Genomic DNA, 17,232 nt, shown 5'->3' with positions numbered 1-17,232 from the left:
CAGCCTTGCGACCGTCCTGATCCATCCGCTGCGCCGAGTCCTGTCGAAGGGCGTTTTGCGGATCACCCGGCAGGGGACAAAGTGTATCCATGGCAAATGTTACCGTGATCGGCGCCCAGTGGGGCGATGAGGGCAAAGGCAAGATCGTCGACTGGCTGGCCAGCCGTGCCGATGCGGTGGTGCGCTTTCAGGGTGGCCACAACGCCGGGCATACGCTGGTGGTGGGTGACCAGGTCTACAAGCTCAGCCTGCTGCCATCGGGGATCGTGACCGGCACGTTGTCGATCATCGGCAATGGCGTGGTGCTCGACCCCTGGGCACTGAAGGCCGAGGTTGAAAAGCTGACCGCGCAGGGCGTGGAAATCAATCCAGACAACTTTGCGCTTGCCGACAATTGTCCGCTGATCCTGCCATTGCACCGTGATCTTGACGGATTGCGCGAGGCGGCTGCCGGTACCGGCAAGATCGGCACCACCGGACGCGGGATCGGACCCGCCTATGAAGACAAAGTCGGCCGCAGGGCCATCCGGGTGTGTGATCTGGCCCATCTGGATACGCTGGGTTCGCAACTCGACCGGCTGTGCGCGCATCATGATGCCTTGCGTGCCGGATTTGGTCAGCCGCCGGTCGATCGCGACGCGCTTGTGGCAGAACTGCGCGAAATTGCGCCGTTTGTGCTGCAATTTGCGCAAGTGGTCTGGAAACGGCTTCAGACCGTGCGCAAGGCCGGGGCTCGCGTGCTGTTCGAAGGCGCGCAGGGGGTGCTGCTCGACGTCGATCACGGCACATATCCGTTCGTCACGTCATCGAACACGGTGTCGGGGACAGCGTCGGCGGGATCCGGCCTTGGCCCTGCGGCCACCGGCTTTGTCCTGGGGATCGTCAAGGCTTATACGACCCGTGTCGGATCCGGTCCTTTCCCGACCGAACTGACCGATGCGACCGGTCAGAAACTCGGCGAACGCGGGCATGAATTCGGCACGGTGACCGGCCGCAAACGTCGCTGCGGTTGGTTTGACGCGGTGCTGGTCCGCCAATCCTGCGCCATATCGGGCGTGACAGGCATTGCGCTGACCAAGCTTGATGTGTTGGATGGCTTTGAAAAGGTGCGTATCTGCACCGGCTATCGCCTGCGCGGCAAAGTGCTCGACTATTTTCCGAGCTATGCCGGGGACCAGGCCGAAGTCGAACCGATCTACGAAGAAATGGACGGCTGGCATGGTACAACCGCGGGCGCGCGCTCGTGGGCCGATCTTCCGGCGCAGGCGATCAAATATATCCAGCGCGTCCAGGAATTGATTGAAACGCCGGTGGCGCTGGTATCGACTTCGCCCGAGCGCGACGACACCATCCTTGTGCGCGATCCGTTTCTCGACTGAGGACGTTGGCGTGCTTGGCACTCGGAAAATGGCGCAAATAGGGCCTTTTCCGGGTGCTGGATGCCCGCCTCAACGCGCGCCTTGATCCAGTTTCGAGCTATCCGTAGTTGACCTTATTGCCGTTTGTTCCACTCTTGTTCGCATCCGGGTGCGAAAGGATATGACGGGACATGGGACAAGCGGCACAGCAATTCGAATATGGTGGCGATGCGTCTGCGGCCGGTTCCGGCAGCAGCGCTGTGCAGGGCTTCTGCTCGGGCGGACGCGCTGGCATCGCTGTTTCGATCTATGCCGACCGTGGCTACCTGCGTGCCGAAATGGCGGAGGACGCGGCGGCCGCGGGTCTGCGGGTTGCGCAGACGACCGATCTGGCCCGCTTGCTGGAACCTGGCGAATCGCCCGCCTTGCCTGAGTTGGTGCTCGTCGATTGTCCGGTAATCGACGGTGCGGAATTGGCAGCGTTATCACGGTTGGACCAGCGTGCATCCGAACAGGGCGCCCATCTGGTTGTGTCGACATCAATGGGATCGCTCGACGAAGTCTTTGGATGCCTGGATCAGGCAGACGCGCAAATTCTGGTAACACCCAGCCGCGCTGATCGGGTGATCGCGCTCGGCAGGGTGCTGTCGCGAACGGGCAACCGCGTGCGCGAATTGTCGGAAGAAGATCGTCTCAGCCTGCTACGCCTTACCGACCAGGTCAGTCAGATCGCACAAAAGCTTGAACTGTTGTCGTCGCATGGGGCTGACGATGCATCGGGTGCATTCCGTTTTGAGACTCCGGCGGGTTTTGGCGGGAAGACCGATGCAAAACTTGATCCCCAATTCGATGTCGGCAGCGACCGATTGGTCAGGGCATCACGCCCCCCGCTCCCCGACCCGCGGCTGGTGCGCAAGATCATCCGCCAACGGCAATTGCGCGCGCGCTTTTTTGAAGGCGACCTGTTTGCTGATCCCGCGTGGGATATGTTGCTCGATCTGACAGCGGCGCGGGTCGAACATGTGCGCGTGTCGGTGACATCGCTGTGTATCGCCTCGGGCGTGCCGCCCACGACGGCTTTGCGGTGGATTGGTCAAATGACCGATGCCGGCCTGTTGCAGCGGGTTGATGACGAAACCGACCGTCGTCGGGCGTTTATCACCCTTACCGACAAGGCTGCAGACGCCATGGCGCGGTATTTCGCGGAATTGGGCACGAGTGCCACCAGCCTCGTGTGAACCATCCAAGCAAAGGCCAACGCGAGCCGACCCCTTATAAAGTGATGGTAAATGTCCGTCTTTACCGTTCGCCAACAGGTCGGGCGGCGTTGGCTTCGGGTTGATGCAACAAAGGTTTTTCGCGGATCAAGGTCGTGAGATCGTGCCAGCCGTTTGTGGCTGCACAATCATCAAGGCTGGCTTGCAAAGCGCGGTATCGGGCCAGGACTGTTTCGCCCAATTGGGTCAGGCATGCGCCGCCACTCGACCGTCCCGGGACAGTTTCAACCAGGCGCCCGCACCAGCAACGGTTCATCACATCGACAAGTTGCCAGGCCCGGCGGTAGCTCATGCCCATATCCCGCGCTGCGCCTGCAATCGATCCGGTATGTCTGATCCGGTCCAGCAACTCCGCCTTGCCGGGACCCATGGCAATGGCATCGCCACACAGCACTTGCAGCGTCAACTTGATCGAGGGCATGCCGCTGCCTCCGCGCAGTATCCTGTCATATGACGATCTTTGGCCAACGCATGACACCAGATCAAGCTTAACCGCGCTACGAGCCGGGATGGCGGGGCCTATTCAGCCGCGATCGATGGTGCCGAAACCATACGTTCGGCAAGTTGCCTTCCCGAGAGCCACGCGCATTCTATGCGGGGCCCAATCAGCCAGTCCCCGCACGCGCCGATCTGCATGCTTGCATTCCACAGGCTGCCCAGGCCTGTTCCCGCCGACAGGGCATAACGCCAGCGGTGGATCGATTGGGCGATCGGCACGGGAATCGGCGATCCGATTGCTGTAGCCAGGGCGTCCAAAAGAAGCGGTCCCACGGTTTCGGGCGCAAGCTCGAGATGATTGGCCGACCATTGCGGTGTCGCCTGCACGACCCAGCTTTCCGGGCCCGATCGGCCGGGCTTTGCGTTGTTGCGCGATGCCCAGGCGACATCGCCAGTGTCTCGCAAAATGCCGTCTGCGTGTTGCAGCGTTTCGTCGAACACGAACATGCCCGTCCAGCAGGGTTGCGATCGTGCAAACAGTGCGGCTTTGGCCAGTTCGAAATCATGCAGCGTCAGGATCGGGGCAGTCTGTTCCGCCGGCAAAGCCAGCACGACGCCATCGTACAGTTCCTGTTCGTGACCATCACAAACCAGCCGCCATTGGCGACCATGCCGGGTTACGCCTTTTACCAATGTGGAAAACGCCACATTGTGTCCGTGGGCCAAATCGCGAAGAACTTCGTTCATGGCTGGCACACCGACATAGGCGTCGTGACGCGCCAGGGGCCAAGGCTTTACGATTCCATTGGCTTCCCAATGGCGAACTTGCTCGGCAAAGGCAGTATCGCGGACCGTGAAATACTGCGCGCCAAAGTCAAAGACCGTGGTGCCCAAAGGTGTTTCCATCCTTCGGCTGGCCATCCGGCCACCGGGGCCGCGGCCCTTGTCGAATACGCTGACCTGAATTCCGGCGTGCAGCAGGGTTTCGGCGCAGGATAATCCAGCCATCCCCGCTCCGACGATTGCAATTTTTTGCACTCTGAGCTGCCCCTACCCGCGACCCATCAGAGAAAGCACTTCCTTGCGACTGCTCGCGTTATCAAGAAAGCACCCCAGCATCCGGCTGGTGATCATTCCCACGCCTGGCGTAAGCACCCCCCGGCCGGTCATGCAGCCGTGTTGCGCTTCGATCACGACGGCGACTCCGTGGGGCTGAAGATTGTCCCAGATGCACTGGGCAACTTCACTGGTCAGCCGTTCCTGTATCTGCAGACGGCGCGCGTACCCCTGAAGAACCCGCGCAAGCTTCGAAATTCCCACCACTCGGTTGCGCGGAAGATAAGCGATGGACGCCATCCCGATGATCGGCGCCAGGTGGTGTTCGCAGTGGGACTGGAACGGAATGTTTTTCAGCAGGACAACCTCGTCGTATCCGGCCACTTCGCTGAATGTGCGGCTCAAATGAACCCCCGGATCTTCGGCGTAGCCTGCGCAATATTCGCGCCAGGCGCGCCCGACGCGTGCAGGTGTATCCAACAATCCCTCTCGATCGGGGTTGTCGCCAGCCCAGCGAAGCAATGTGCGAATGGCATCCTGCACATGTGCGGGCACGGGCGCCTTTCCATGTGTTTCCGACATCGGCGAAGAGGGTTCGCCGCCATCGAACGCACAGCAATCGGTGTCGATATCCTCGACATCCAGCGCCACATAGTTCATCGCAATGCTTCCCTTCTCAGCCGGCCTGACAACGCCGGATTGCGCGCGCGTCGGCAGCGCGGTAGCCATAGCTTCAAGTCTGATCCGACGTTGTGCTAAGGATCGGCTGAGGCTGTCGCTGCGGCAACATGATCCTAAGGGCAGTTGGCAGGCGGACTGCAATAGCGTTGAGAGGTAGCATGGCAATCGGTACGATGATCGAAAATAGCCTTGTGGCGGCTGTGGTAAGCAATCCGCGACTGGCAGATAATCCCATAATCGCTTGCAATCAGGCGTTCATGGACTTGACTGGGTATGGCCCGGACGAGATCATTGGTCGCAACTGCAGGTTTTTGCGGGGGCCCGGCACCGAAGCGGATTTAAGCGAACAATTGCGCACAGGGATTGCTGCGCGCGTCCCGGTCATGGTCGAAATCCTCAACTATAAAAAAGATGGCACTCCGTTCCGCAACGCGGTGATGGTGGCGCCGATCTTCGATGCAGAAGGCGAAATTGAATATTTTCTCGGCTCTCAGGTCGAAATTTCGGCCGGAGCAGACGAGACCCGCAAAAATCGGGCGGTTGTTGCGCGGGACAAGGTCGAGGCTTTGCCCAAGCGACAGCGCGAGATTCTTGAATGCATCGCTGCCGGCAAGCTCAACAAGCAGATCGCATGGGAATTGCAGTTGAGCGAGCGCACGGTCAAGCTCCACCGCGCCGCGGTTCTGAAAGCATTGGGTGTGCGCACCAGCGCTGACGCCATTCGCATGGCAATTGAAGCCGGACTGTGATCGATCGGACACCAAGATTTCGCTCGGACGGGCACTTGGCCTGACAACCGCGCTTATGTATAGCGCCAACGGTGTGCGGGCGTGGCGGAACAGGTAGACGCAGCGGACTTGGGAAAAACAGATACTTGAGTGCGCGCGGGGAAACCGGCGCTGCATAACTGCTCAAATTCGGGGAAACCTTTCACATGGCAATCCCGAGCCAAGCCTCCATCGTTGTATCGATGGGGGAAGGTGTAGAGACTAGACGGGCAGCACCTAAACTCTCGATCGGAGCATGGTGAAGGGATAGTCCAGACCACGAACGATAACTGCGCTTGCTAGCGGTTACCGGCGGTGAAAGCCGAAGTGGTAAGAAAATCCGTTGGGCATTGCCCGTGCCGGTTCAAGTCCGGCCGCCCGCACCACATTTGCGCCTCTCGCGTCACCGACTTATTGATTTTGCCCAATCATGCGCCTTCAATGCGTAGTCTGCGGCACTGGTGCAGGCGCGCACGTCGTCGGGGGATACCATGACGGCAGCGGTGGACACGTTTGCAGGAACTGCGGGACTGCCACCCTGGGCGCTGGCAACGGCTGTGCTGGCAGCACCTTGAGCGGTTGCGGGCTGCACGCTGTGAGAAGCGATATAGCGATCAGCGGCAGACTGAGCCGCCGCAAGCTGTGTCTGATATGCACTGTCTGCCTCCGTGGCTTTCTGCTGATAGACGGCCTGTTCATGCGCCAAAGCCTGTTGCGCGATCACCGTGGCTGCGGCCTGTGCGTCCTTGAACTGTTGGGCCTGCACCCGCACCGCCTCGGCATTGGCCACAGCGCGGCTGTCGAAGTGCCACGCCAGAAGCGACACCCCGACCAGCGCGGCATAAGGTGCGGCTTTCAACGCCAGACCGACAGGCGACGGCACCAGCGTTGATAACAGGCCGGTCACACGTAATGGCCCAGGATCGCCGCAAGGATCACCACAGGCGTCCAATACGGCCACGACGCGGCATATTTGGCCAGCAGGCTTGCTTCGGCAGTCTTGGCCTCGGTTGCGATGTCGGTATCAATGCTCATGGTGTTTTCCCTTCAATTGTGTCCGTAACAAGCTTGCAAAGCCGTGCTGCTGCCGGGCTGATAAATCGACAGCGTAGGGTTTTTGCTGACCTGAATGCCGGTCGCGCCGCTGATCCCGGAATTGTAAGTGACAGAGGTGCCCGAGACACTGGCGACTGTGTGTGCGCCTGCCAGATAGTCGGTGCCGCCCGACAGCTTGTAGCCGGCGATATAGAACGATTGCCCGACCGATACCCACGGTGCAGCGTAGGACAGCGTGAGCGTGACCACGCCGGTGGACGGGTTGTAGGCCACGCCGTTCTCGGCTTGTCCGTCGCTGTTGGCCCCGGACGAATAGGGCACGATGCCGATGCTATCGATCTGATTGATGTAGGGGTCGGACGGGTTGAGCAGGTTGACGTTGCCGCTCATGCTCAAGCCGGTCGAAGGATCGTCGGTAAGCGTTTGCCAGCACGAATAGCCGCCAGTGGGGTCGAGATAGTTCTTGGTGAACGCCAATGTCTGAAACCGCACATAGCTGGTCGAAACCGCCGTGACCGAGGTGGGCCGGTGGTTGCCGGTGGGGCTTAGGTTCTGGACAAACACGTTGTGATCGATTGACCCGGTAAAGGTCTGCAACGGCACGCCGAAATTCTGCGCGCCGGCCAGATACACAACCGTCTGGCCGCCATAGCCGAACGTCGATGCGGGCTGGAGATAGGTGTTGTATTGATAATCGAATTCGGTCGTGCCGCCCTGCGCGCCGATCGTGTAATACGGGCTGTTCATCAAGGTCGGGCCGACCGGGTTGGTCAGCGATTGGTTGAGCGTCCAAGTCGATCCGCTGCCCGACACGATGTAGGTGGGCGACGGGATCGTGTAGGACAGGTTGATTGTTTCCGATCCTGCCGTGGCAGGCTGCGACAGCGTCCAGGTCGATCCGCTGCCCGACACAATCATGGTGCCGGTGGGAATGCCGGTGCCCGCGACGATCTGGCCGATCGCCACGGTTCCCGATGTCACGCTGTTCACGGTCAGGGTTGTGCCCGAAACCGATCCGTTGATGACGGCGTCGACCACGCTGTTGGCGGTGACATACTGCCCCGCCGCAAGAGTACCGCTGGTGAGGCTGTTCACGGTCAGAGTGTTGCCGCTGATCGTGCCGTTGAACACCGCGCCGCCGATGTTTGCGCCCATATACTGCACTTCGCCGTGGCCATAGTTGGAATAGGCCAAGCCATAGGCACCGCTCGACCAGGTCCAATCGCCGGGGTTGGTGCTGGATTGCAGCGTCAGGTGCGTGGTGTCGGTGGCCGTCACGGTGTAGGTGCCGTTCCACGCCAGGCCGCTTGCGCCGTTGCTCGACAGAATGAGCGTGAACATTGACCCGACAGGGATGCCGTGCGGCGCGGTCGCGGTAACGGTCTCAAGCGCCAGCGCGCTGGTCGAAGGCGACGAACAATTGGCCGAACATACGATCGACGAAAAATAGACGTAGGGCTGCGGCTGATAGATCATGCCCTCGATATAATTGTGATCGAACTTATGGACGGTGTTGCCGACATTGGTGTTGTTGTAATCGATCACGCGACCGGTCAGGTGCAGGAACGCGTTGTTCTCGATCCAGCTATTGCCCGACGCTTGGGCATCGCTGATAAGGTGCGTGTTGAACGGCGCGACCCCTGCGGCATAGCCGGTGACTGTGACCGACCCCGCCGTATAGGTGCCGCCCGGCCAATTGGCGCTGCACAGCGCGGTTTCCAGCGCGCCGGCATTGGCGTCTCCGCCGCAGCCCAGCACGGTGTTGTTGTAGAAGGCAAAGGTGTTCGCCGTGATCGTCGATACCAATTGAACGATGTAGCTTTGCCCTTGCGGTCCAGACGACGCGGTGCCCGTACCCGCAGCGATGCTGCCAACTATATTGCAATTCGGTCCGTTCACGAATAGCGAATTGCGCACCACGATTGCGGCGGTGTCGCGACTGGTATGCGCCGCGGCCGTGCCCCACGTCCGCCCGGCAATGTCGATTGGCACGCAGCCAAAGCCGGTGACGCTGTTCCAGCCAAAGTTGTAGCCGTCGAAAATCAGGGGATTGGTCGATCCCGATACGTTCGAGCAATAGATGCCCGGACCGCTCCAGGTGAAGGGTGTTGGCGTGGCGATGCTGCCCGCCGCCACGCCGCCCGATACCGCGCTGTTCGAGGTGTAGAATTTGCAATTCGCGCCGTCGAGGTTCGGATTGACCAGCGGGTCGGTTGCGATCTGCGCCGGGTCTTTCAGATAGGCCGGGTGCAAGTTCGCGGTGGTTGGCATCTGCCAGCGCGGCATGCCCACAGCGAAATCGACGCCCGCCACATTCCAGGGCGGTCGAGTGACATAGACGCGGTTGACGGGTTGCTTGCTGGCGGATGCGCTGAACCCGCTGCCCCACAGGGTGGCGGTGCTGGAAGGGTAAGATTGCCCGGCACTTTGCGCAGCATAGCCCTTGAAAAACGTCGGCACCTGCACCGATCCGCCGTTGTAGCAGCCATCGACATCGGTGCCGTCGTAAGTGCATGGCGTGCCACCCCAAACCACAGGATGCGCGTGGGCACCATGACCCAACGACAGGGCTGCAATCAGCGCAAGCCACCAGGCGATAGGCGAAATTGATACTTTGTGGTGCATCATTGGCCGACCCCCAAAAATGTGCGCATCGGCCGCGCCGTCGCTGTTGCGCCCGCGTTGACGAAGCTGAACGTCTGACTGAGAAATGCGCGCGTCGCCGCGCTGGTCGGTGTGAATCCCACTTGCGCGGTCCCAGTGGCGATCGTCTGTTTCGCAATCCATAAACCAGGACGGTTCGATGAGCCGGGAAACGCGCTGACGGCGGTATATCCGCCGGTGTAGCTGCCAACCGTATCCGCGCTGCTGGACAGCGGGACGTTCAGGACCGAAATGATGTCTTCGCTCGACCACGCCACAGCGCCGGAATTGGCGCCGGCCACTGCGCTGCCGCTGGTCCATTGGCCGGTCGCTTTTGATCCTTGCTTGTCGAAAAACGTTGCCTGTGCGTTGCCGGTCACCGCATAGGCGGCCAGCATTGTCGGTGCAGCCGTGCCGGCATAGGTGATCGCAAATGCACATTGGCTTGTTCCGCCAGCACCACACGTTGCCCCCGAGGTGATCGTGCCTGCCGTCACGGTGCAAAAGGCGATGACGGTGGTTGCTGTCGCACCGCTCGTGATATTGGCAGTCTGGACCGTATAGGCGCCGCCACAATTGGCCGTTTTTGCATTGTCCGACACGATAATGGCGGTTGGTGCCGACTGACCGATCACTGCAATCACCATAACCGTGCCGCCCACAGCGACGCTGCCGGACGCGGTGGTAGAGCAGGTATTTGCGGCGGTATCGCACGACGCCTTGCCAATTGGCGTCAGGGTCATTGCCGTGGCGCAGGGAATGCACAGCAACAGCGCCAGAAACGCCGCCACTGCCATGCCCGCCTTGGCCCATTGGTTCGGCTTTGCCTTAGAACTGCGCATAGGACACCCGGCCTGCAGCCTGCGTTGCTGCCCCGGTTACAACGCAAAGTGCATTGCCGGCCGGCAGCTTGAACAGCACACCAAGCCCCGATCCAGCAGCCAGACCGCCATTTGCAGCCAGGTTATAGGTGCCTGTCAGCGCGGTTGTGCCGGTGCCGCAATTGCTTCCTGTGCCGTATTCCAGCGTGATGGTATTGGCACCGGCCACGACGATGTCCCAGCTCGTGACATAAATTGATTTGGCCGCAACCAGCGCCACCACTTGCGTCGTCGCGGCAGCCGATACGTTGATCGGAGCACTGTTGTCGGATTGAACGACAGGCGCCGCACCACCGCTGTTGGCGGCGGGCAGAACGACGGGTGTTCCGCTGATCCCGATCGTCCCGGACACCGGTTGGGTTGCCTGCCAGAATGTTCCGGATACGGGAACCGGCACACCGCTGGTGTTGCCCTGCACGGTCACCGGATAGCCGCCCGAAGTGCCCGCGACCGTCAGACCCTCGATACCGCCGACATTCACCCCGTGCGTCGTTTGCGCAGGGATCGGTGCATAGATCGAATTGACCAGGGTCGAGGTGTTCGGATCGTAGATGGCGACGGGGTTGGTCGTTGTGCCAAGCGGCACTCCGGTCTTGTCCAGAATGACCGTGGCGTCGGCGGCAGTGACCTGGCTGCCTTTGAGATACGTCGGTGCTGCGGTTTGTGCGATCGCGGGCGACGCGATCGCCAGCGCCAAGGCCGCAGCCGAGGCACGAATTGCCTTATTCATGATCTTGACCCTCTTTCTGACCCGATGTTGGCTCGGTGGAATTGGTCCCGTAAATCAGGCCGCCAATGGCCAGCGTGATTGCGGGAATGTAGATCGTGAGTGATCCGAACAGCTGGCTCCACGCGCCGACATCGACCAGTTTGCGGATGATCGATCCTGCCGCGACCACCGGCAGGCCAATCAGCAGCACGATCGCGATCGCCATACCTACCAGTCGCCCGATTGCGACTGTCCGGTTGTCTGCGCCGGTCAGCGCCTGCCTCAGCCAATCCATGACAGTGCCTCGGCCTCGATCCGTTCGATGCGCGCCAGCCAGCCTTTGCCAAACACCGGAAACGTGGGCAGTTCCTGGTACGCATCGGCGCGCGCGGCGCACAACCGCATGATCAATTTTGCCAGTCCGATGCCGCTGATATAGGCCTGGATCGAACGCAGTGTTGCTGGCCCGACCTGACCGTCCTTGTGCGCGCCGACAATGCCTTGCAGCGCTGTCATGGCTCGCGCCGGTCCGGCGTTTACGGCAAAATCGAACAAGGCCAGGCCAAGCGCTGCCGGCAGATTGTCGCCGCCAACCTTGTCCCAGAACCAGGCCTTGTACAGCGGTGCGACTTTTGTGCCGGTCAGCGTGCGCATCGTATCGGGCGACGCCGGCTGCCCGCTCCACGAATGCCACGTCCGTGCCGTCACGCCCAGATTGGTCGCCCCGCCCGGATCGCGGCTGTCGTCGACAAAGCCGCCTTCTTCTTTCAGGACGACGCTCAACGCGTCGGTAAAGGTATGGCTGCTCATTTCCAGAAATGTCCGATGATGATCGCTGCAATTCCACCGATGACGGCGCCACAGCCGGCCAGGACCCACCAAGCACCACGCAGCTGGCTTTCGCGTGCCTCGATCCGCGCAAGGCGTTGATCGATGCGGTCCAGAGTCTGCTCGACACGGTCGAACCGGTCTTCCATTGCGGCAAACCGTCCTTCCATCCGGCCGATGTCCCTGTGCAGGTCGGCATGGGTCAAATCGCCCACCACGCGCTTACTGCGCCATGCGCACGGACACCGCCCCGGCGGTCAGCGTGATCGCCAGGTAATAGGTGGCCGATGCATCCGTTTCAGTCTGGACCGGCTCGTTGACGATGGCGCCGGTCATGGAATTGAAGGTAAACGTTCCGATCGCCACGCCTTGGCGGGTGATGGCCAGCCGGGTCGTACCGCCATCGGTGGATCGCAAAAGTTGTGCAGTACCGCTTGCCTGAACCGTGGCATTCAAGGTCACCCAGATTTGCCGGTTCAGCTGCGGCGTCAGCGGGCCCAACAGATGGGCCACGGTGTCGCCGATCGTGGCCGTCAACGCCACCGATGTGGCAGCGGTGAAAGGCGCGGTCAAAGTCGAAAGCGCCGCATTGCCCAGCGCCTGGTTGGCTGCGGTTGCCGCCCCGTTGAGTGACCCCAGATTGACTGTGCCCACCGCATTTGCGCTGGCGGCAAGCGTGGTGACGGTCATTTCGGCAAACGTGCCGTCTCCCATGTCGACAAGCCGCTTCTTGACGATGTTGCCGCTTAATCCAGGCAGGAGATCAGGGGTGGTGATATCAACCATGCGTCACTCCTTGCGCCCGAACCGGCGATGGATCGGGAGGGTGGTTTTTCGGTAAGATTGTGGCTTGCCCCGCGTTGGCGGCAGAGATCTGATGGTCGGGGTCTACGGCTGATCGCGCTGGCTTTGGATCGCATCGGCGACCGCTGCGCCAATTGCCTGACGATCTGTGGGCTCTGTCTGATTCAGCCGCAGCAGCGTCGTTGCCTGATCGCTGATCACCGGCAGAATGGTGTCGGGCAGATGTTCGCCCGTGATGAACTCGTGCCTTGCCATGGCATCAAGCACCGCCGATCGATGATCCGCTGGATCATCCGATCCTTGGCCTGAAACGATCGCCGCCTGGTTTTGCGCCAGGCGGACCAGATCACCGGGATGTACAGCGCCGACCATCGGAGCCAGATTGACCTGCGCAAATTGACCGGGTGACCGGCGTTGCAACAGTTCCAGGCGAAGGCTGGTCGGGTTGTCCGTTGCCGGCCCGAACGGCGTCTGGGCCGCGCCGCGCAGCGCGGTATCGACGTTTGCCAGGGTTGTCGGTGTCAGGTTTGCAGCAAGGTCGACCGGCAGGTCTTCTGCGCGGCCAAATTGTCCGGGCGCAGCCGAAGCCATGGTCGCAAGCGTGCGCCCGGCAGCCAGGTCGTTTTCTGCCAACCGGGTCTGGTCAAGCGCCATGCGGCGCTGACCAAGGTTTGCAGCCAATGCCCGATCCTGCTCCGACAAGTCCTGCCTTGCTGCGATCCGGTCGATCAGTGTCGGCGGGTCCCAGATGCGCGGCGCATCGCTTGTCCCGATCATGGCCGCAGGGCCGCCCGCACTTTGCAGCGTTGCGGCGGCATTGTCAGGCGCGCCGGTCGGTGTGGCGATCTGCAGCGTGACCGCAGGCCCGGCGCTGCCGATCACGTGGCGCGGCGTGACCATATTGCCCGGTGCAACCGCGGCAAGTCCGATACCGCCATATGTCGCATCGCTGCCATCGGGATGCGTGATCCGGATCGAGGCATTGTCGGGCGCGCCATCGATGGCGGTCACCGTTCCGCCGGCAATCGGATAAACCGCCGCGCCAACGGGTGCGGGGATCGCGACAGCATTGTCCGGTGGCACATTCGTCGTCGGATTGTCGGGCGGATTGCCACCCGCAGCTTGGGAAAACACGGCGGCCATGCGCTGATTTTGCCTTGCCTGGCTGACGCGTGCGACCGCCAGTTGATAGGCTGCAGGCGACAGGGACCCACCCCAACCGCCGATGATATGCGCGGCAAATTCGGGCTCGCCAGCAGTCAGCGCCTGGCCCAGCGCTTGCGCCACGGTACCGCCGACGGCACCGCGCACCGCGGCTGTGCGGTCCGTATCGCTGGCTGCCGGCCCGGCATGCGTGGCAGCCAAACTCTGCACCGTGCCCAACCCTTGCACAAAGCGACCTGGGTCACGCCAATCCGCCGCGGCACTGTTCTGGGCATCGCGCAGCGTAAGTTCGGCCAGCGCCTGACGCTCCACCAAGGCCTGGTTCAAAGCATGGCTTGTGATGCGGCCGCTCGCGTCGTCGAATGCCGGGCGAATCTGGGCATCATAGGCGGCTGCCATGTCGGGCGTGGCAAGATCGGCCTGGCCGTCAGCCCTGATCCTAGCCAATTCACCCAGCATCGACGGTTGCGCGGCAACCGCGGCGCCCCCCTGCAAACCGGCATGATTTGCCACCAGATCAAGCATGGCCGCCCGGTCTTGCACGGCGCGCGCACGGCCGGCAGTATCGTCGGTCACTGCCTGGATCGCCGCGCGCGTCGCATCAAGATGCAGCAGATCCGCTTTGCCGGCGATCAGCGCATTGCCGACCGTATTGCCCGGTGTCGGGCCGACCGGCGCTGTGAAACGGGCGTGATAGGCTTCGACCGGGGTAAAGGTCGGGGCATAGACCGGCGCGCGCATCACAGGCCCATTCCTGTCTTGAATGACGCATATTGGCTCGCGCCACCCAGCGCAGTCGCGCTCGGAGCGGAACCGGCCCCGAACAGCCCGACGCCGCTGCCGGCCAGACCGCTGCCCAGGTTGAACAGACCGCCGACCAATGCAGCATTGGCGCGATTGCTGGCAACGGCCGCCTGCCCCAGGTCGTTGGCAACCGAAACGTCGGATCCCATCAGGTTCTGGTCGCCCTGGGCATAGATCCGGGCAAGATTTTCCTGCCCCAGAATCCGGGTGTCATCCTGGGCGTTGGCGGATGTGCCATAGCCGACCGCATCGCCGCTGGCGGCGGCCAGCATGCGTTGCTGTCCGGTAACCGCTGCGATCTGGCGGTACTGCTGCAGGGCCGCATCGCGCATGTTCTGCTGGCCGATCTGGGCGGCATTGCTTTCAGCCTGGGCATTGGCATCGGCTGCTGCGGCCTGTGCCCGTGCCTGGCCGATCGATGATGCCATGCTGATGCCGGATCCGATAGCGCCAAGTCCGGCGGCAATAAGGGGGACGACAGGCGCGCACATCACTTGATCTCCCGGATGAAACGTCGAAACGCGACCTTGCGCATCTCGACATGGTCCTGTTCCACGGTAAAACCCCAATGTTCGAGCAGGCGGATCGCCTGCAGGTTTTCCGAGGACACGAAATTGCACAGGCGGCGGCCATGACGATGCATCGCTGCCACGATCGTAGGGCCCTGGGTGATCAACGTGCGGGCGTGGCGCGAAACGTGATCGCTGCCCAGAAACCAAGGAATGGCATCACTGTCCGCCGCTGAGCCCGCCACGACGCCAAACATTGCCGTTGGCCGGTCGCCTTCCAGCGCGGTCCAGACTTGCGCGCTGACCAGCAGGCCATGGCGCAGCGCCTGCCCTGCGCTGTGCCCCATAGCGGCGCATTCGATCCGATCGACCGGCCGCAGGCGAGGTGCCAGATCGATCACGTGGGCAGCATCGGCAGGCACCAGCCGGATGGCCGTATCGCGCCGCGCCATCATCCCCCGATCACCGGGTCGATGGCCACGCCCAACAGCGTAAACGGCAGGGGCAAATCCTGGTTGATCCACACGGTGCACTCGGTGCGCACGGCATTGTCCATCGAAACCAGGTACGTGCCATCGAACAAGGCGTTGGCCGCATCGGTCTGTCGTGGAACGACCGGAAACAGGTCGGCGCTGCCGATACCCGCGTTGATCAGACCGGTTTCGCTCAAGGTCAGGGCTGCCATCGACGGATTCTGCACTTTGCCGATATTTGAGCCACTGCCCGGTGCATTGATGCGCAAGGGCAGTGTTTCGACATCGACCGAATAGGGAAGCCCGAACGACACCACCGATCCTGTGCCGATCGAAGCAGGCAGCATGATCGTGCCGTTGGTCACCGTCAGGCCGGACACAGGCACGCCATCGATCAGCCCCGCGATATTGGTCTGGCCCTCAAGATGCCAAAGACCGGTAAAACTGGCCTGTGGCGCGGCAAAGCTGGCCGACACCGCACAATCGAGAAAGCAGCACTCTGCAAGCGCGTTCCACCGGTGCGAAGCCATGCGCTCGACGAAACAGCGTGACTGGCCACCGATGGTTCGTTGCACGATCAGATAGACCCGGTCTTCGCCGTCCTCGGTGATGGCACAGACCGACAGCACGCGCCCGTCGGTTTCGCACAGGGTCCAGCCCCAGATGTTTTGTTCCTGCTCCCACGTGAAGCACAACAGCGCGCCATCATCGCGCACGGCCCAGATCAGCGATCGCGGTTCCTGACTGTAGCACCACGACACGATGGTATGACCCGTAAAAAAGTGCGGCGAAAAGATCGTGATGTCGTTTGCCCGCAACCCGTTGATGGCAAAGTCATATCCCAGACTGCGCACCGACGTGCCGATGGAAGGCACGTAGAACACCACGTTGTCGACCACCAACGGTGGCAGACGCGATGATCCTCGCCCGACCTGGCGCTGGATCAGCGGTGGCGCAGTGCCGTCAAGCGGCCCGCCATTGCCGCTTCCCAGAATATCGAACACGCTGTCGCTGGTCAGTGCCAACAGCGACGTGGTCGATGTCAGCTGGTTCACCGAGTTGACCCGCCCCGCCATGATTGCAAAGCTCATGCTGTCATCGCCGCGCAACGGCGTGGAATAATCCATATTTTCGATCAGGGCCGATTTCGACGTCCATATTCCGTGCGGCACGTTCTGCGATCGCGCCCAGATTGCGCGCTGCTGGAACAGCGTCACACTCGATGGGTAATTGCCGGCACTGGCAAACGGATTGTTGGCCATAGGTGGTGCCTGATCATAGGCGGGGCCAATGTTGTCATCGACAAAATTCGTCGCTGTGGTGGTGCCGATATAACCGAAAAACTGCGTATTGCCGGCCTTGTACACGTTGTAGCGGGTCGCTCCGGTCACCCCGCTCCAGGCCAGCGCATTGGTATTTCGCTTCAGCGTCAGGTCGTTGAAGACGCTTACGGTCGGCGAAGCACGGCTTTCCTCGCCGGTATGGTCGTTTATGGCCGTCACGCAATATCGGGCGGTCTCGGGAAAATAGTTCAGCCCGTTGTTCGCCGAATCAGTATCGGCAACGGTCGCGTTGATCGTGCAGGTCGCGGGCGCGGCCAGGGTCGGCCCGAACTGCACCGGCTGAAATGCCCAGCTGGTGTTGCCCGACCGGACCAGCTTGGTTGGCGGATGGTTGAGGTGCGCCAGATACAACGTATCGGCAGTCTGCTCGAAATCGATGTCGGCAAGTTCTACGCCATTGTACGGCGAACCGGCCTGATACACACGCGATGCCCCCATCCG

19 protein-coding genes are annotated in these 17,232 nt (G+C 61.7%); 3 read left to right on the top strand and 16 right to left on the bottom strand.

Going from position 1 to position 17,232, the window contains the following annotated elements:
• Positions 1–89: 89 nt before the first annotated feature.
• Positions 90–1,379 (top strand): adenylosuccinate synthase, encoded by a 1,290-nt coding sequence (locus G404_RS0104920; protein ID WP_028640090.1) that lies wholly within the window; start codon positions 90–92, stop codon positions 1,377–1,379.
• A gap of 170 nt (positions 1,380–1,549) precedes the next feature.
• On the top strand, positions 1,550–2,596 hold the full coding sequence (locus G404_RS18150; RefSeq protein ID WP_036520409.1) for a winged helix DNA-binding protein: 1,047 nt from the start codon (positions 1,550–1,552) through the stop codon (positions 2,594–2,596).
• Between the two features lie 61 nt (positions 2,597–2,657).
• On the opposite strand, the gene G404_RS0104910 is transcribed toward G404_RS18150, so the two are convergent.
• The 3 genes from G404_RS0104910 to folE all read right to left on the bottom strand — a co-directional run bounded on the left by G404_RS0104910 (position 2,658) and on the right by folE (position 4,789).
• Positions 2,658–3,056, bottom strand: coding sequence for a winged helix-turn-helix domain-containing protein (locus G404_RS0104910; RefSeq protein ID WP_028640089.1), 399 nt, complete (start codon positions 3,054–3,056; stop codon positions 2,658–2,660).
• Between the two features lie 98 nt (positions 3,057–3,154).
• Positions 3,155–4,111 carry an NAD(P)/FAD-dependent oxidoreductase gene (locus tag G404_RS0104905; RefSeq protein ID WP_028640088.1) on the bottom strand — a complete coding sequence of 319 codons (957 nt, stop codon included), beginning with the start codon at positions 4,109–4,111 and terminating at the stop codon, positions 3,155–3,157.
• 12 nt (positions 4,112–4,123) lie between these two features.
• Positions 4,124–4,789 carry a GTP cyclohydrolase I FolE gene (folE, locus tag G404_RS0104900; protein WP_084601033.1) on the bottom strand — a complete coding sequence of 222 codons (666 nt, stop codon included), beginning with the start codon at positions 4,787–4,789 and terminating at the stop codon, positions 4,124–4,126.
• 179 nt (positions 4,790–4,968) lie between these two features.
• Here folE and G404_RS0104895 point away from each other — a divergent pair, with 179 nt between their 5' ends.
• Positions 4,969–5,559 (top strand): PAS domain-containing protein, encoded by a 591-nt coding sequence (locus tag G404_RS0104895; RefSeq protein ID WP_028640086.1) that lies wholly within the window; start codon positions 4,969–4,971, stop codon positions 5,557–5,559.
• A 421-nt stretch (positions 5,560–5,980) separates the two neighbouring features.
• On the opposite strand, the gene G404_RS18145 is transcribed toward G404_RS0104895, so the two are convergent.
• The 13 genes from G404_RS18145 to G404_RS0104830 all read right to left on the bottom strand — a co-directional run bounded on the left by G404_RS18145 (position 5,981) and on the right by G404_RS0104830 (position 17,229).
• Positions 5,981–6,484: a hypothetical protein gene (locus G404_RS18145; RefSeq protein ID WP_051280211.1), complete on the bottom strand. Its 504-nt coding sequence runs from the start codon at positions 6,482–6,484 to the stop codon at positions 5,981–5,983.
• The gene (locus G404_RS20920; protein WP_281170251.1) at positions 6,481–6,612 is read right to left on the bottom strand and encodes a hypothetical protein; all 132 of its coding nucleotides are present in this window, start codon (positions 6,610–6,612) and stop codon (positions 6,481–6,483) included. Before G404_RS20920 ends, G404_RS18145 begins: the two co-directional genes overlap by 4 nt.
• A 12-nt stretch (positions 6,613–6,624) precedes the next feature.
• Entirely contained in the window at positions 6,625–9,261 is a 2,637-nt protein-coding gene (locus G404_RS19765) for a hypothetical protein (RefSeq protein ID WP_028640085.1), read from the bottom strand.
• Positions 9,258–10,118, bottom strand: a complete 861-nt coding sequence (locus G404_RS0104875) for a hypothetical protein (protein ID WP_156906200.1) — start codon at positions 10,116–10,118, stop codon at positions 9,258–9,260. The genes G404_RS19765 and G404_RS0104875 overlap by 4 nt, the downstream gene beginning before the upstream one ends.
• Entirely contained in the window at positions 10,105–10,887 is a 783-nt protein-coding gene (locus tag G404_RS0104870) for a hypothetical protein (RefSeq protein WP_156906199.1), read from the bottom strand. The genes G404_RS0104875 and G404_RS0104870 overlap by 14 nt, the downstream gene beginning before the upstream one ends.
• Positions 10,880–11,161 carry a hypothetical protein gene (locus G404_RS18135; protein WP_051280207.1) on the bottom strand — a complete coding sequence of 94 codons (282 nt, stop codon included), beginning with the start codon at positions 11,159–11,161 and terminating at the stop codon, positions 10,880–10,882. Before G404_RS18135 ends, G404_RS0104870 begins: the two co-directional genes overlap by 8 nt.
• Complete coding sequence (locus G404_RS0104860; RefSeq protein WP_028640082.1) at positions 11,149–11,676, bottom strand: glycoside hydrolase family 108 protein; 528 nt, start codon at positions 11,674–11,676, stop codon at positions 11,149–11,151. The genes G404_RS18135 and G404_RS0104860 overlap by 13 nt, the downstream gene beginning before the upstream one ends.
• The gene (locus G404_RS0104855) at positions 11,673–11,864 is read right to left on the bottom strand and encodes a hypothetical protein (RefSeq protein ID WP_156906198.1); all 192 of its coding nucleotides are present in this window, start codon (positions 11,862–11,864) and stop codon (positions 11,673–11,675) included. Before G404_RS0104855 ends, G404_RS0104860 begins: the two co-directional genes overlap by 4 nt.
• Positions 11,865–11,916: 52 nt before the next feature.
• On the bottom strand, positions 11,917–12,480 hold the full coding sequence (locus G404_RS0104850) for a hypothetical protein (protein ID WP_156906197.1): 564 nt from the start codon (positions 12,478–12,480) through the stop codon (positions 11,917–11,919).
• Between the two features lie 102 nt (positions 12,481–12,582).
• Positions 12,583–14,406 carry a hypothetical protein gene (locus tag G404_RS0104845; RefSeq protein ID WP_156906196.1) on the bottom strand — a complete coding sequence of 608 codons (1,824 nt, stop codon included), beginning with the start codon at positions 14,404–14,406 and terminating at the stop codon, positions 12,583–12,585.
• A complete protein-coding gene (locus G404_RS18130) occupies positions 14,403–14,894 on the bottom strand; it encodes a hypothetical protein (RefSeq protein ID WP_051280205.1) in 492 nt (163 codons plus the stop codon). Before G404_RS18130 ends, G404_RS0104845 begins: the two co-directional genes overlap by 4 nt.
• A gap of 62 nt (positions 14,895–14,956) precedes the next feature.
• On the bottom strand, positions 14,957–15,430 hold the full coding sequence (locus tag G404_RS0104835) for a hypothetical protein (RefSeq protein ID WP_245584395.1): 474 nt from the start codon (positions 15,428–15,430) through the stop codon (positions 14,957–14,959).
• Entirely contained in the window at positions 15,427–17,229 is a 1,803-nt protein-coding gene (locus G404_RS0104830; RefSeq protein ID WP_028640077.1) for a phage tail protein, read from the bottom strand. Before G404_RS0104830 ends, G404_RS0104835 begins: the two co-directional genes overlap by 4 nt.
• Positions 17,230–17,232: the final 3 nt, after the last annotated feature.

The organism is Novosphingobium acidiphilum DSM 19966 (genome assembly GCF_000429005.1).
In the GTDB taxonomy this organism is placed as follows: Bacteria; Pseudomonadota; Alphaproteobacteria; order Sphingomonadales; family Sphingomonadaceae; genus Novosphingobium; species Novosphingobium acidiphilum.
The sequence above is the reverse complement of the archived record's forward strand: the minus strand, read 5'-3'. Positions and strand labels throughout refer to the sequence as shown.